The organism is Pseudomonas sp. 3296, from assembly GCF_031456615.1.
GTDB classification, from domain to species: domain Bacteria; phylum Pseudomonadota; class Gammaproteobacteria; order Pseudomonadales; family Pseudomonadaceae; genus Aquipseudomonas; species Aquipseudomonas mucoides.
In genome coordinates, this window is record NZ_JAVDUY010000001.1 from 567,863 (window position 1) to 582,060 (window position 14,198).

At 55.0% G+C, this 14,198-nt stretch carries 14 protein-coding genes and 1 other RNA gene; 6 read left to right on the top strand and 9 right to left on the bottom strand.

The features are described 5' to 3' along the window. Nucleotides 1-447 precede the first annotated feature (447 nt). The 5 genes from J2X66_RS02745 (at nucleotide 448) to J2X66_RS02765 (ending at nucleotide 4,204) form a co-directional block, all read left to right on the top strand. Nucleotides 448-1,761 carry a site-specific integrase gene (locus J2X66_RS02745; RefSeq protein ID WP_310260538.1) on the top strand — a complete coding sequence of 438 codons (1,314 nt, stop codon included), beginning with the start codon at nucleotides 448-450 and terminating at the stop codon, nucleotides 1,759-1,761. Between the two features lie 590 nt (nucleotides 1,762-2,351). Continuing rightward, nucleotides 2,352-2,600, top strand: a complete 249-nt coding sequence (locus J2X66_RS02750) for a hypothetical protein (protein ID WP_310260540.1) — start codon at nucleotides 2,352-2,354, stop codon at nucleotides 2,598-2,600. 14 nt (nucleotides 2,601-2,614) lie between these two features. Continuing rightward, nucleotides 2,615-2,866, top strand: coding sequence for a hypothetical protein (locus J2X66_RS02755; RefSeq protein ID WP_310260544.1), 252 nt, complete (start codon nucleotides 2,615-2,617; stop codon nucleotides 2,864-2,866). A 187-nt stretch (nucleotides 2,867-3,053) separates the two neighbouring features. Then, nucleotides 3,054-3,791: a hypothetical protein gene (locus tag J2X66_RS02760; RefSeq protein WP_310260546.1), complete on the top strand. Its 738-nt coding sequence runs from the start codon at nucleotides 3,054-3,056 to the stop codon at nucleotides 3,789-3,791. Nucleotides 3,792-3,832: 41 nt separating this feature from the next. Continuing rightward, the gene (locus J2X66_RS02765) at nucleotides 3,833-4,204 is read left to right on the top strand and encodes a Rap1a/Tai family immunity protein (RefSeq protein WP_310260550.1); all 372 of its coding nucleotides are present in this window, start codon (nucleotides 3,833-3,835) and stop codon (nucleotides 4,202-4,204) included. A 342-nt stretch (nucleotides 4,205-4,546) separates the two neighbouring features. On the opposite strand, the gene J2X66_RS02770 is transcribed toward J2X66_RS02765, so the two are convergent. The 3 genes from J2X66_RS02770 to J2X66_RS02780 all read right to left on the bottom strand — a co-directional run bounded on the left by J2X66_RS02770 (nucleotide 4,547) and on the right by J2X66_RS02780 (nucleotide 6,628). After that, nucleotides 4,547-5,170 carry a recombinase family protein gene (locus J2X66_RS02770; protein ID WP_310260553.1) on the bottom strand — a complete coding sequence of 208 codons (624 nt, stop codon included), beginning with the start codon at nucleotides 5,168-5,170 and terminating at the stop codon, nucleotides 4,547-4,549. A 133-nt stretch (nucleotides 5,171-5,303) separates the two neighbouring features. Next, nucleotides 5,304-5,519 (bottom strand): hypothetical protein, encoded by a 216-nt coding sequence (locus J2X66_RS02775; protein ID WP_310260557.1) that lies wholly within the window; start codon nucleotides 5,517-5,519, stop codon nucleotides 5,304-5,306. A 287-nt stretch (nucleotides 5,520-5,806) separates the two neighbouring features. Continuing rightward, entirely contained in the window at nucleotides 5,807-6,628 is an 822-nt protein-coding gene (locus tag J2X66_RS02780) for a hypothetical protein (RefSeq protein WP_310260559.1), read from the bottom strand. Nucleotides 6,629-7,037: 409 nt separating this feature from the next. On the opposite strand from J2X66_RS02780, the gene J2X66_RS02785 reads away from it, so the two are divergent. Then, nucleotides 7,038-7,217, top strand: a complete 180-nt coding sequence (locus tag J2X66_RS02785) for a hypothetical protein (protein ID WP_310260562.1) — start codon at nucleotides 7,038-7,040, stop codon at nucleotides 7,215-7,217. Between the two features lie 302 nt (nucleotides 7,218-7,519). Here J2X66_RS02785 and J2X66_RS02790 read toward each other — a convergent pair whose 3' ends face one another. From J2X66_RS02790 to zipA, 6 genes are all read right to left on the bottom strand, one after another. Beyond that, entirely contained in the window at nucleotides 7,520-8,281 is a 762-nt protein-coding gene (locus J2X66_RS02790; RefSeq protein ID WP_310260565.1) for a hypothetical protein, read from the bottom strand. A 334-nt stretch (nucleotides 8,282-8,615) separates the two neighbouring features. After that, nucleotides 8,616-8,924, bottom strand: coding sequence for a hypothetical protein (locus J2X66_RS02795; protein ID WP_310260568.1), 309 nt, complete (start codon nucleotides 8,922-8,924; stop codon nucleotides 8,616-8,618). 309 nt (nucleotides 8,925-9,233) lie between these two features. Continuing rightward, an RNA gene (gene ffs / locus J2X66_RS02800) (signal recognition particle sRNA small type) lies at nucleotides 9,234-9,330 on the bottom strand. 260 nt (nucleotides 9,331-9,590) lie between these two features. Beyond that, nucleotides 9,591-10,757, bottom strand: a complete 1,167-nt coding sequence (locus tag J2X66_RS02805; RefSeq protein WP_310260571.1) for a putative zinc-binding metallopeptidase — start codon at nucleotides 10,755-10,757, stop codon at nucleotides 9,591-9,593. Between the two features lie 77 nt (nucleotides 10,758-10,834). Continuing rightward, the gene (ligA, locus tag J2X66_RS02810) at nucleotides 10,835-13,198 is read right to left on the bottom strand and encodes an NAD-dependent DNA ligase LigA (RefSeq protein ID WP_310260573.1); all 2,364 of its coding nucleotides are present in this window, start codon (nucleotides 13,196-13,198) and stop codon (nucleotides 10,835-10,837) included. Nucleotides 13,199-13,288: 90 nt separating this feature from the next. Beyond that, nucleotides 13,289-14,143, bottom strand: a complete 855-nt coding sequence (gene zipA, locus J2X66_RS02815; protein WP_027921742.1) for a cell division protein ZipA — start codon at nucleotides 14,141-14,143, stop codon at nucleotides 13,289-13,291. Between the last annotated feature and the right edge of the window lie 55 nt (nucleotides 14,144-14,198).

Consider the following 14,198-nt stretch of genomic DNA (forward strand, 5'->3'; position numbering starts at 1 on the left):
CTCGCGCCAGTCTGACGAGGGTGCGCAATGCTCGCAGCTTGACCAGGCCTTGTCCAAGCCTTCGTGCAGCAGTGAATATCGGTGCATAAGTGAAATGTTCGTTCTGAAAAACCGCAAACGACGAGAAACCACCCTGGAGATGATCCATGGCAGAACGACAAAAATATTTTCAGAGAGAAAACGCGAAAGAGGATTCGCGGTGCGTTATGGAGGCAACCCTACCAGCCACACCCCGGCACACAATGTCACCGCTGCGGCTGCTCCCTTCCAGGCCTGACCGGGTGGCATGCCAGCATGCTCGGTAATCGTTGCGGGCCTTACAGGGCAAGGGTTTCAGGCTTTTTGGGGTGCAATATTTCTACCGTGCAAACTCGCTGCACGGGCAGTTAGAACTCGGGGTGTAGCCAGCACTGTCACACTTTGCTGTAACACTTTGGTGTCACACCCATGGCCTATCTGATCAAGCGCGGGGCGCTCTACTACCTGAATCTCAAGCTGCCCAAGCACCTCTTCCCGAGGTGTCACACTTTACGTTTGAGCCTGAACATTCGGCAGCGACAAAGCGCCCTGTTCCTTGCAGCCTCACTCGCCCAGCAAGTCCACAGCCACCTGAACGCACACCCTATGGCAGACCTTCAGACGCTGCGTAGGCTGTGTTCGGAGTGGCGAGACTCTGCCCCCTCACCAACGACCCAACCAGCTATGCGGAAGACGCCAACCAATGCAGTGATGCGGCACAGCGGCGGCCCTACGCTCGCTACCTTATCCAAGCTCTATATAGAAGAAGGGAAACGTGGTGGCACGTGGCGTGAGGTCAGCACGCATGAAGTTGAACGCTCATTACGAGATTTGTTTGAACTGATGGGCGACATGCCCGTTGAAGCCTTCGACGCTCAGCAAGCCCGCCTACTGAAAGATCGTCTGAGTCGCTGTCCGCAGTACTTCGGGCTACGCCCCGAATATGAAGGCAAGACCCTGAAGCAGGTCGTCGAGTCAGGCGCCACTTACAAGACCATCACCGCCGTTACCGTAAACAACCGACTACGCAAACTCTCGGCATTCATGAACTGGTGCAAGTCGAATGGGTACATCACGGACAACCCACTGGTAGGACTGAAGGTGATGACGGGATCAGCTAAGGAAGCACGACTGTCTTTCGATCCACATGATCTAACCACCCTGCTCAATCTGAACACTCTCGAAACAGAAGCCCGCAAGCATCCGTGGCGTTACTGGTTACCACTCCTGGGGCGTGCCACCGGGGCACGACTGGAAGAACTCTGCCAGCTCCGAGTAAATGACTTTATTCAACAACAGGACATCCCGTGCATCCGCATTGACGATAGTCAGAACGGCCAGAACCTGAAGAACTCAAGTAGCCGACGTGTGCTGCCCATCCATCCTGCCCTGATCAAACTGGGACTTCCGCTGTATGTTGAATCTGTGCGGGCGACTGGAGCAGATCGACTGTTCCCTGAACTCGAAGCAGTTCGCGGAAAGCTTGGGCATGCACCGTCGAAGTGGTTCGGACGCTACAAGATCAAGCAGGGGATCGCCGATCCGAAGAAAACCTTTCATAGCTTCCGCCACACCTTGATCGATGAGTTACGGGATGCAGGCGTGCAAGACTCCCTCATTAAACGGATCGCTGGCCACGAGGACGGCTCTGTGACGTTCGGCATCTACGGGAGTAGGACTCCGCTGAGAGCGATGATGGAAGCTCTCAGCAATGTACACCTTTTATTACATACAACCTCGTAACCAGTTCGACAGAACGTTGAACGAGTAACAAACGTTTAGATGTTCAACCGAAGTGATACTGGATGCATCCCCAATAGGCCCTCAAAAGGCCCTCAAATGGCCTCTAAGCGCTTCTTTGCCGTTAACGCTGACATAGAGTAGTGACGATGCTATCTACGCCCCTACGGACGTACAGGAGGTTCAATTCGAAAAAAAATAGCACATGCCGACGAACGGTATGATTCGCCAACATCCTTGATATAGAAGGGCTGCACGCAAGCCTAGATACAGTTATCCACAGGCTTATCCACAGAAAGACCAGTGTATATACACAGAATCGAGTTGCTATTTGACAGGACGCTCAAGTAGTCTTGGCACACAAACGCAAAAACGACCAGTTAAGGTCGTTTAGCTGAAGAATGCATGCAAGTAGTCACGTTTCTGTCGCCAAACGTAGCGCGACTACCTGCACCCTCTGACGCACGCATTTGTTAATGCACGTATCAAGAGAAGGTCGCCATTTAGCCCACTACTGACGATTTCGTCAATAGGTAGCCGATTGGTGGTCTCTGGATAAGTGCGCCCAAATCGCAATTATCAGGAAATCACCCATGTCAAAGAACACCAAGCAATCCTCTGCGAAGGTAGCCAAACTGGCTTCTGAAACCCTCCGCGATCCACAGTCCTCTGCAATTGCCAAAAGCCTAGCCGCGTCCGCGCTTTCCCAATCGTCTTCCACCAAAGAGACCGGCAAAGCAATGGAATCGAAAGCATCACAGGTACTCAAATCCGAAAAGTACAGCGAGATAACAAAGACTCTCGCAGCGTCCGTCCTATCTCAATCTGACAAGCAACGTTAACGAGGGAGATGAATATGGCCCTGTACTTCTTGGAATACGACCTGCGTAAACAACGCGACTACAAGCCCCTGTACGATGAGCTGGCTCGCTTCAAAGCGGTCCGCATCCTTGAGTCGCTATGGTGCTTCAATCGCTTCGAAACGAACGTAACCGGCCTACGGGACCACTTCAGGAAGCTGATTGATAGCGATGATGGCGTCATTGTGTCCGAGGTAAGTAACTGGGCGAGCTATGGCGCCCAAGGAACGCCAAGCGACCTAAAGTAGCGCGCTGGATCGAGCCTCATTATATGAGGCTCTATTTTCATGCGGAGGCGTTTAATAGTGTGGTCTTGCTCCGCAGAATCCATCCCCCCCGCCCCGGAAACAAGTGCAACTTTTGAAGCGATCAAATTCAGACTGACCAAATAAACTAGGGCGACACTGAGAGCCTGTGCGATGCAGGTTCCCTCATATGGGACTTCGTCTCGCTGAGTCCGCAGCGCCCACAATGAGCTCAACTCTTCAGTCATCAGGTGCCGCTTTGGACCCTCTGTTCAAGTACCTTCCTTCCAAATACCTGGATGCCTTCATCGGTAAGGGTGAAGTTCTCTTCCGCTCCCTGTCCTATTACAGCAACTACGAGGAAATGCAGGTTCGCGGTGATCCATACGAAGGTAAGCGCGTTTTCAAACCGGTGGGTGGCCTCGAACTGACGAACACGACAACTGGAAAAAAATCGCAATTCCACGGGACTTTCAAATCAACCGTCCAGGACCACGAAATCTTCGTCTTCTGCATGAGCAAAGTGCTCTCTCCCGAACTGGCAAGGGAGTTCAAATCTGATGTCTGTGTAGAGATTACGGAGCCTGCATACCTGATTGCTCAAATCCGCTCGGCACTACGGCTTCGCAAATGGGTGAAACAAGGTCGTTTGTTGCATGACTCAGTTGACTACTACTCGCCGGTAACAGAGCCGCTGGCTGAGTGGGCAGTACCTGAACGCATGGTTATGCGGAAGACCACCGATTACACCGATCAAGCGGAGTACCGACTTGCCTTCGCTCGCGGGAATGCGCTTCAGGTAGAGAACGTAGTGACCCAGATTAAGACAGACCAAGACATCACACTGCCCACGCTGGACGGACACCCTGAGCACGTACTCAAGCTGGGCAGCCTGAAGAAGCTGTGCAAGGTGCATCGCATCGAGTAGGGCCAGGTGCAATCTGCAAACTCACTCAGAGGGGATTCAAGATGAACGCATGGATTGGGGCGGTTGCACTGGCGGGGACTCTAGCAAGCGGCTCAGCAACAGCGGCGCCAGTGGCAACAGGGAATGAGCTGCTCCAATGGTGCAAGAAGGTGTTATCGGACAACGAGGCGGAATCCACCAGTTACACTGCCGGGTACTGCACCGCAGTCGTAGTGACTGTTGGCGATCTGGTTAAAAGCATTAACCACGACCTCGGGCCAAAACTCCAAATCTGTGTTCCCAGCGGAGTAAGCAATGGGCAAATGGTTCGGGTACTGGTGAAGTATCTGGAAGCGAACCCGGAGAAACTCCACATCAACGCTACCGCCCTAACTATCTTTGCAACCCAACAAGCATTCCCCTGCAAGGGCTGACCAAGGAACCCCCTACCGGGGAGACCGTTTTCCACAGAATCCATGTCCCGCCCCGAAAATTTCGGACCACTTCGAAGGCGGTTTGATAATCGGGCTGGAAATATAAGCTGGGGCACATATCCGTAAGAGTCACTCAGCCCTACCCGAACCTCTTAACCCAGTGCACCGTGCCTCACTAAAAAGCCAAGTGATTTTTAAATAAGAACAACCCTCAATTGAGATGAACCCAGACAGCCTACACCCCACTACCGACGACCTACAGCGGTACTTCCTCTTGGGTCAAAGCTGTGACGGATCATCACTAGAATGACCCTGTAGAACGTCCCAGAAGGCGTATCAGTCTCAACCCTTCATCTCACGTTTGATCCTGTACACAGTGGCAACGCCACACTCAGCGAGCTTAGCAACATCATCAGCAGACATGCCGGGATGCTTGGTCATGATGGTGGCAACCTTGTCCCACATCGCTGTGTTCTTGGACTTCCCGGCTGGCTTCCACTCAGGGTCAGCGAGTCTCTTGTTCTTCAATCCTTCATTGATACGCTCAACGCGCTTCACCTGATCCAGACGAGCCATCGTCGCCATCAGGTCGAGCAACATGTTGTTGATCACCTCCATGATTTGGCCTGTGATGCCCTTGTCCTCAACCATCATGTGGCTGGTGGGCAGGTCAGCAATCACCAGACGTAGGCCCTTGGCCTTGATCGTGGCCTTGAGTGTTTCCCAATCTTCTTGGGAAAGTCGCGAGAGCCTGTCTACGGATTCAACCAACAGCACTTCACCCTTCTCGGCTGTAGCCAGCAAACGCATTAGCTCAGGGCGGTTGAGCTTGGTGCCACTGATGTTCTCGCTATAGGTGCCAGCGAGGGCCAGGCTCTTGTCAGCCGCAAACGCCTCAAGCGATGCCTTGGCACGTAGTGCGTCTTGATCCTTGGTCGATGCTCTCAGATAGAGATGGGCGTTCATGGCTGACTATCCTTTAATATCTGTTTCGATAGATTAATGATAATACGATCATTAGCCTATCTGCAATAGATATTTGATAGTATCTTGAGGGCAATTATCGGACTACCGGAGAAGTAGACTTCTTTGATAGCGGCTATTGCCTCAGTTTGAGAATCCCAGCTGTGATGGCGGATGCGTTTGTGTCGAGGGTATTCAGCGCTGAGATGGCGTTGTCATGAGCCTCGGGCGAACCATTCGCCCTCACCCACAAGGCCAACTCTTCAATCGCTGCTGCAAGCGCGTGCTGGTTGTGAAGTAGCAGGGTAAGCACGTCGGCTGTGGCGATATTGACTTCGTTCTGGTCTGCCATGGGCGTTCATCCTTGAGGGTTGGAACCAGCAGCCTAGACCAGCTCAGGGCATCTGCGGATATCCAGTGTCTGACCAAGGCACAGGATGCAGATCTTCTTTCGCAATGCACGAATCCAACGACTCAGATCAGATATCGTCAGTCTGTTGCGAAAACCCAGCGACTAGCGCTCACACAAGGCCTTGCCTAGCTTCCAGCACCTACGTGCCCCACAAAATGCGGCCTCCAGTCATGGACACCCTCTCTGCTCCAGGTCAATCGTGTGAGGGAAGTAGAAGTTTTGGCAGGTTAAAGGAGGGTTTCCGAGGGAGTTCCATCTGGCTGACTGGATACAACCCGATAGCACAGCGCTGTGCCGACCTCGATTGGCTTGTGCCTGAGTACGTCGACGATGCCTTTTCTCTCGAACTCATTCAACACCGCCTTGGCTCCGGCATCACAGAGTCGAATCATTGCGTTGGCAAACGTCGCTGAACTATCGCTTGAGGCGTACAGGAATTTCATTTTGGGCGGCAGGTAACTTGTTGTGTAGTACGGCTCCTTCCCTGCGTTGATGTCGAGATGCATACCCAGTTCGCTATCAACGATTACCCCAATCCTCTCGTCTCTTATTAGCGGATGGATGCTCTGGGTAATCGCTAGGTGCCATCCAATGGGTTCGCTCTTGGCCTGATGGTCCGCATTCAAGATGAGGAAGGTGGCATGGTGGCCGTAGGGACTCTCGGCATTCAAAGAGCTGAGATGATCCTTCACTACGTAGATGCAACAAGCACTAACCCGATAACCCTGATGGATTTCGTCGAGCGTATTAGTGTCAACGGCCATCAGGTAATCGAAGCGAGCCTTGAGTTCTGCGACATGATCCAAGGACATCGAGAAGTCATCAGCCGGGGCTGAATAGAGCACCTTGTCATCCTTGTTCTGCCGCACATACGTAATCTGACGCCTGATACTGCTGGGATCAATCTCACGGATACTCAGCTGCTGGGTTACTGGGTCCATCTCTACAGTCAGCGATTTGACATTGCCGAGAGTGTGCCCGTAGACGTAGTGATCACGCGGAATCGTGACCTGACCTTTCCTGCGCCTCTTCTTACCATTCTTCGCCATGGGGCAGCTTCCTTGTTGGTGAGGTGGTGACATTGTAGCCGCACTGACTGGGCTGATCGCCCCTAGAAGGCTTGACCCTTTCCCTTGCCACTGTTGTGAACTGCCGCTCACGATCCTGAACAGCCTTTGATTGTCAGTCATCGGCTGTGCCCTGTTCGGGATGTTAGGCGTGAGTGGTCAGCTCCCTTCTACCACCCCACGTAATAGCTGACTCTCTTCCAAATGGGCGGATAATTGATAATTATCTATCCGCCAACTCCAAGAGAGATACACCGCTGTGAATGACGCTCACAGAAATACTGTTGTGAGCTAGGCTCACAGGGATGCTGTTTACAGCTCCGCTGTAAGGGTAGTCAACGCTCTTGCACAGTTAGTCTTTCCAGTAGCACTGGTAAGCGGAGCTTACGGCATGTCCACTTCGAGCGTCGCTCGCCGTTATTGCACGACCAAGCGTCAGCTTGAAGCTCAACCATTCCAGTTAGCTGGCGGATATATTGATATATATCAATCCGCCCACACCCATGAACTGCCGTTCATTGCAGGAAACACCGTAGACCTTCCGGTCTTGCACATACACAATAAAAAATAACCACAATCCAGCTTCGCTGTTGCCCTTGATCTTCTTTACTGTGCAAGACGAATGCGTGAGCATTCAGGGTGATCCCCTGTCAGCGTCGCTGACGATAGTAGCTACTCAAACGGAAGCTTACATTCTCACTTGCTGGGGATACTATGTATCAATATCCCAGCTACACCTTTAGGCTATCGCCTTTCTACAGAGTATACAGTCGTGAAGTCCCTTCACTGGAGTACTACTGTAAGCTGTCGCTTACCGTGCAAGGCAACGTCAACAGCGTCGTTCGCTTCGCTCTCTTATAGACCTTCGTTAATTCAAGCCGCTTGCTCGTAGTGATCGTAATCGTAGCCTTCAGGGTCACAACACACTGCAAAACCTGAAGCTGCACGTCCAGCGTCGTGAAACTCTACCTCGAACTTCAGGCGATTCCACTCAGCCTGGTTCTTTTCCAGATAGAGTTGGATACCTCCAAGTGCAATGCGTGCCGCTTCGATAATGTATTGGGCTGTTCGGACAATGATGGTTTCTCCGCTACGCTCCTCGACCATTGCAATGACCCCTGCTGTTGATAGCGTTTCCATGCACAGGGCCCAGTGGACATGGGTAGAGTTAACATTGAATCGGCCTTGGCTCCGTTTGGGACCAGCAGCACACCCACCAATCACGTAATCGTTAACCCAGCCCAACCGTTCGAACTCTGCAAGCCGAATCACGGAGGCCAATGGGTTATCGATTTGTTGTGCTGGACGACCCCGTTTCGGTTTGACCGGGAGCGTGACAACATTGCTAGTAGTTCCAATGTCAGCACGATCAAACAAAAAACTCAGGTTACGGTATTTGCCCGAGCGTCGCGGACGCACATCGTAGGCGCGTAGAAACTCATCGGTGGTTGCGATATCGTGATCTGCAAGATGCTTCTGGGCAACCGGGTAGTCATACGGGCCATGAACGCATTCAACATAGGTGTGGTGTGCGTAGATCTCGCCGGTGCTAGTATCGAACACCAGTGCATCCACGCCGTTGGAAATTCGAAAAGTGCTTTTGTTGGCGATTAGCGGGCGTACGTCGTTATTCAAGTTAATTCTCCTTGGCTAGTTCTGTTCAATAGGCAGTTCCTCACGGGTAGTGCCGGGTTAGGTTATCAAATCGCAGGCACGACAAAACCGCGCTCTGAGATCACCTTGGTTGGTGGCAGATGCGGTCTGGTTGTTGCGAAGAGGTGCCCATCATACTAGGGCGACCGAAAGAAGTCAAGTAGCAGCACTCTAAGAGCGTTCACAATGCGTTATGAGCAACGCTCTTCGTGGAGGCTGCTAGGTTCTAGCAATGCACTTATTGCAGCCCCTGTGCGACCTCAGAGGCCTTCCTGCCGGCTTTCAGATTGCCTACCATCTATTGAACTTCGTCTATTCACCGTAGTGCGAAGTAGACGAACACCACTGCAATGATGACGAATACAATTCTGATAGTCGCAAGATTGTTTGCACTGGTGTCCGTCTTCAGTTGTTGATAACTCTCGTTGTCATTCATTCCTTGTGACTTGTAGTGCATCAAACTGTTGATCTTGTGATCGATTCGAGCATTCTTGCCATGATTGACCGACGCAACAATGATCCAGACAATCGCCCAAAAACCGAGCGTTGGTATGCACAGTAACAAATGAAGCACGAGGTTCGTTTTCTTCTTCTGGCTGGTCAGAATAAAAAGCTGTTCGTTCATTATCCACACCCCTTTGAGCTGGAACTCGTCACATTACGATAGCGTATCGCCATCATCATTGCAGAACGAATAGGCTGCTACAAGAGAGTGATCGGCTTGGCGTAGTTACACAGCCTCATGTCGCTCGCTCAGCCAACAAGAACTCACCGAAGACAGGGGCACCCTGTACGGCTTTGATAGCGAGAGAAAAGTGATCAAGGTAAGATCGCCAGCACAGTGCACCACTTAGGTGTACCTACACGCTGTCACACTTCGAGATTTTTGACTGAGAAATCCTTGTGAAATCAAGGACTTAGAGAAAGGTGGTAACCCCACCAGCCACACCCCGGCACACAATGTTCCCGCTGTGGCTGCTTCCTTCCGGATCTGACCAGGTTCACGGGTAATCGTTGCGGGGGGACCGATGGGGTCACCATAACGACGCTCACCTGACGGCGAGCCGCGCCATTGTACCTATCTGAGACGAAGTTACAACCGTTGGGGCGGATTAAAAAACATGAACGGCTTCAAGGACATGCAATCCCCGTGAAACACCTCCCCCTGTAGCAGCTGACGAGCAGCGCGAGGCTGCGTCCGCGGTTCACCTGAAACACCGCGCTGGTAGATTTCACGACTGCTTCGCAGCCGGACGCAGCCTCGCGCTGCTCGTCGTCGGCTACAGGATGGTCAGAGATCCTGCAGCACTTCATCTGCCCTGCCGCCCTCTTGCTGGATCACCAGGTGGATAAAGTGCAGCTTGGCGATCACGGCCGGCGGCAGGACGAACGGGTAGAAATCCGGCTGGCCCATGCTGCGCGACAGCTCATTGAGCATGCCCGCCAACTCGATCCACGCATTGACGAACGACAGAAACGCCGCGCCGCCGGGATGCTGCGGGTCGTAGAGCGTGCTCGACGGGAATGGCTGGTAATCGAAATCCATTTCCCGCGCGCTCATGCCGAATCCCAGTGCGGTGTCCACCGCATCCATCATGTGCAGGTAATGCGCCCAGGTTTCCGCCCAGTCCTCCCACGGGTGCATGGTCGCGTAGGCGCTGACGCATTGCTGTTGCCAGTCGAGTGGCGCACCTTGCTGGTAATGCCGCTCCAGCGCCTCGGCGTAGCTGGCGCGCTCATCACCGAACAACCCACGAAAAGGCTCCAGCCAATGGCTGCTGGCGATCAACCGGTCCCAGTAATAATGCCCGACCTCATGCCGAAAATGCCCGAGCAATGTGCGATAGGGCTCGTGCATTTGCACCCGGACCTGCTCGCGGTGGGCGTCATCGGCTTCGTTGATGTCGAGGGTGATCAAGCCGTTGGCGTGACCGGTGGTCGGTGATTTGCCTTCGAGGTCGACACCGATAAAATCAAACGCCAGGCCGGTTTCTTCGTCGACGGTTTTGGGTATCACCTGCAAACCGAGGCTGACCAACTGCGCGACCAGTCGTCGCTTCGCCGTTTCGACCTTGCGCCAGCGTTCGTGGTTTTCGGGAATCGACAGGTCGGGAATGGTGTGATTCAGGCTGCAGGCGATGCAAAGCGCATCGTGGTCATTGGCCGGGAGCAGCCAGTTGCAGGCGGCCGGGGAATCGAGGTTGACGCAGCGGCGGAACACGCCGGCTTGCGGGTCGGCATCGAGCAGCCAGGTGTCGGCCTGCAGACCCGGTTGCAGCGAGGACAAGCGACTCTGCTCAGGCTGATAGCCCAGCGCTGCCGAACAGGCCAGACACTGGCTGTTGCGAAAGAACAGCGACTGCCCGCAGCGACATTGCCAGACCTTGCTGTTGCGCGAGTTGTCGCCCATCAAAGGCGCGGCGATGCGCGAGCTGAGCTGTTCGAAGAAGCGGTACATGGCGATCTCTCCCTGGGGCTTGCCAAGACTAGATCATCGCCACGCAACGATCGTTCCCACGCTCCGCGTGGGAACGATCACGACTCGACCGCTATACCGTGGTGTTTCAGGAATTCGACGAACGCCTCTTCATCGAGCACCTTCAACCCCAGTTCATTGGCCTTGGCCAACTTGGAACCCGCTCCCGGCCCCGCCACCACGCAATGAGTCTTGGCCGACACCGAGCCCGCTACCTTCGCCCCCAGGCTTTCAAGTTTTTCCTTGGCAACGTCGCGACTCATCAACTCCAGCGAACCGGTCAGCACCCAGGTCTGCCCGGCCAGCGGCAGCCCTTCGACGACCTTCTTCTCGCTCAGCCAGTGCATGCCGAAATCGCGCAACTGCTTCTCGGCAGCCTCAGCGAGCTGGCGATTGTCTTCGACCGCAAAAAACTCGCGAACCGAATTGGCCTGTTTCTCCGGCAGCGCCTGGCGCATGTCCAGCCAGTCGGCGCTCATCACCCCTTCCAGTGAACCAAACCGATCCGCCAGCTTCTGCGCCCCGCCCGGTCCGACCGAAGGGATGTGCAGCTTGTCGAGAAACCCGCCCAGCGTCGTGCTGGCCGCAAACTCGGCCCCAAGCTCGCCCTGATCCTGAATCTGCAGACCGTGCTTGAGCAGCTCCTTGATCACTTGCTGGTTATGCGCATCTTCAAAGAAGCTGTGAATTTCATGAGCCACTTCAAGGCCGACATCCGGCAAGTACGTGAGCACATGCGGCAACGCCTGCTGAACCCACTCCAGCGACCCCAGGGAACGCGCCAGCACCTTGGCCGTCTCTTCGCCGACATCGGGAATCCCGAGGGCATAGATAAACCGCGCCAGGCTTGGCTTTTTGCTGTCCTCGATGGCACTCAGCAACTTGTTACTCGAGACCTCGGCAAAGCCTTCCAGATCGACAATGTCGTCGAACTTCAGGGCATACAGATCGGCCGGCGAGCTCACCAGGCCTTCGTCGACCAGTTGCTCGACGCTCTTGTCCCCCAGGCCTTCGATGTCCATGGCACGGCGGGAAACGAAATGAATGATCGCCTGCTTGAGTTGCGCACCGCAGGCCAGACGACCGACGCAGCGGTACACCGCGCCTTCGCTGACGGTCTCGCGGCCCTTGCTGCGTTTGACCAGTTGCGTGCGCTCGACCTGCGAACCGCACACGGGGCACTGCTCGGGAATGTGTACCGGCCGGGCATTATCCGGACGACGCTCAAGCACCACTTGCACCACTTGCGGAATCACGTCGCCCGCGCGGCGGATGATGACGGTGTCGCCAATCATCAGGCCCAGTCGCGCGACCTCATCCATGTTGTGCAAGGTCGCGTTGGCCACAGTGACACCGGCGACCTTGACCGGTTTCAAACGCGCCACCGGCGTGACGGCGCCGGTGCGACCGACCTGGAACTCGACGTCGAGCAACTCAGTGAGTTCTTCCATGGCCGGGAATTTGTGCGCGATCGCCCATCGAGGTTCGCGAGCGCGGAAACCCAGCTCGCGCTGAGAGGCGATGCTGTTGACCTTGAACACCACACCGTCGATTTCATATGCCAGCCCGTTGCGGCGTTCGCCGATGTCGCGGTAGTAATCCAGGCATTCGTCGATGCCGTGCGCCAGCTTCAGCTCATGGCTGATCGGCAAGCCCCACACCTGAAGCTGCTTGAGATTACCAATGTGCGTGTCGGCAATATCGGCCGAAATCTGGCCGATGCCGTAGCAGCAGAATTCCAATGGGCGGTTGGCGGTGATTTTCGAATCGAGCTGGCGCAAGCTGCCGGCTGCCGCGTTACGCGGGTTGGCAAAGGTTTTACCGCCGACTTCCAGCTGGGTAGCGTTGAGTCGCTCGAAACCGGCCTTGGACATGAACACTTCGCCGCGCACTTCCAGGGTCGCCGGCCAGCCAGTGCCGTGCAGCTTGAGCGGAATGTTGCGCACAGTACGGACGTTGACGCTGATGTCTTCGCCAGTGGTACCGTCGCCGCGAGTCGCGCCGCGCACCAACACGCCGTCCTGATACAGCAGGCTGACCGCCAGGCCGTCGAGCTTGGGCTCGCAGCTGTATTCCACCGCCGCACCGCCGCCAAACAAGTCGCCAGCCGGCAAATCGAGGCCTTCCGTCACCCGGCGATCGAACTCGCGCATGTCGGTTTCTTCGAAGGCGTTGCCGAGGCTGAGCATCGGCACTTCATGACGCACCTGGGTGAACGCCGACAACGCCGCACTGCCGACGCGCTGGGTCGGTGAATCGCTGGTGATCAGTTCAGGATTAGCCGCTTCAAGGGCCTTGAGCTCGTGGAACAAACGATCGTATTCAGCATCCGGAATACTCGGCTCGTCCAGCACGTGATAGCGGTAGTTGTGCTGATCCAGCTCAGCGCGCAGCTCTAGAATGCGGTTTTTGACGGCGGTCATGGGTGTTCTCTCATAAAGCAAAAGAGCAGCCGAGGCTGCTCAATCTATTTTGCCGATCGTCCCGCGCACGGCGCGGGAGCAACCTTTGAATCAACGCTTCTGGGTCAACGCGCGGCGTTCGAACTCAACGATGCGCTGACGGTAATGCTCAATCGTCTGGGCGGTCAGCACGCTACGCTGGTCGTCTTTCAGTTCGCCGTTCAGCTCCTGGGACAGTTTGCGCGCCGCAGCCACCATCACGTCGAAGGCTTGCTTGGGATGACGCGGTCCAGGCAGACCGAGGAAGAAGCTCACGGCCGGGGTGCTGAAGTGGTCGATGTCGTCCAGATCAAAGATGCCCGGCTTGACCGCATTGGCCATGGAGAACAGGACTTCGCCATTACCGGCCATGCTTTCGTGACGGTGGAAGATGTCCATCTCGCCGAAACGCAAACCGCTTTCCAGAATGTTCTGCAACAACGCAGGGCCTTTGAAACCGGCGGCGTCGCGGCAGATCACGCTGATCACCAGCACTTCTTCAGCTTGTGGTTGATCTTTTTCAGTCACGGCTGGCGAGGCTTTGGTGTCATCCGGGAAATCGTCGTCACGACTGCTGAAGCTCGGGCCGCCATCCAGATCAAGGCTGAGGTTCATGTCGCCTTGCGACGGTTCGCCATGACCACGCTTGCCGCGCTTGGAACCCGACTCACGCGGTTCACGGGCAGGCATGCTCACCGACGGCAGATCGTGCTCATCCAGTTGCGGTTCCTTGTGTGTGTCCAGCACGCGGGGCGGGCCCAACAGCTCGGCGCTGGTGTCCTCGTCCGGCAGATTGGACAAACTTCGGTCAAGACGGAATTTCAGTTTTCCCTTGCCGCCGCGCATACGGCGCCAGCCATCAAAAAGAATACCGGCAATAACAATAATGCCGATGACGATCAGCCACTCGCGCAGACCGATTTCCATGTAATCCCGTGCCTCTATAAAAAATGCTGAAAAATAAGGGGTTTACAACTCGTAA

Coding starts and splice junctions, on each gene's coding strand:
- J2X66_RS02745 (WP_310260538.1), top strand. CDS start 448: ATGGCCTATCTGATCAAGCGCGGGGCGCTCTACTACCTGAATCTCAAG.
- J2X66_RS02750 (WP_310260540.1), top strand. CDS start 2,352: ATGTCAAAGAACACCAAGCAATCCTCTGCGAAGGTAGCCAAACTGGCT.
- J2X66_RS02755 (WP_310260544.1), top strand. CDS start 2,615: ATGGCCCTGTACTTCTTGGAATACGACCTGCGTAAACAACGCGACTAC.
- J2X66_RS02760 (WP_310260546.1), top strand. CDS start 3,054: ATGGGACTTCGTCTCGCTGAGTCCGCAGCGCCCACAATGAGCTCAACT.
- J2X66_RS02765 (WP_310260550.1), top strand. CDS start 3,833: ATGAACGCATGGATTGGGGCGGTTGCACTGGCGGGGACTCTAGCAAGC.
- J2X66_RS02770 (WP_310260553.1), bottom strand. CDS start 5,170: ATGAACGCCCATCTCTATCTGAGAGCATCGACCAAGGATCAAGACGCA.
- J2X66_RS02775 (WP_310260557.1), bottom strand. CDS start 5,519: ATGGCAGACCAGAACGAAGTCAATATCGCCACAGCCGACGTGCTTACC.
- J2X66_RS02780 (WP_310260559.1), bottom strand. CDS start 6,628: ATGGCGAAGAATGGTAAGAAGAGGCGCAGGAAAGGTCAGGTCACGATT.
- J2X66_RS02785 (WP_310260562.1), top strand. CDS start 7,038: ATGTCCACTTCGAGCGTCGCTCGCCGTTATTGCACGACCAAGCGTCAG.
- J2X66_RS02795 (WP_310260568.1), bottom strand. CDS start 8,924: ATGAACGAACAGCTTTTTATTCTGACCAGCCAGAAGAAGAAAACGAAC.
- J2X66_RS02805 (WP_310260571.1), bottom strand. CDS start 10,757: ATGTACCGCTTCTTCGAACAGCTCAGCTCGCGCATCGCCGCGCCTTTG.
- ligA (WP_310260573.1), bottom strand. CDS start 13,198: ATGACCGCCGTCAAAAACCGCATTCTAGAGCTGCGCGCTGAGCTGGAT.
- zipA (WP_027921742.1), bottom strand. CDS start 14,143: ATGGAAATCGGTCTGCGCGAGTGGCTGATCGTCATCGGCATTATTGTT.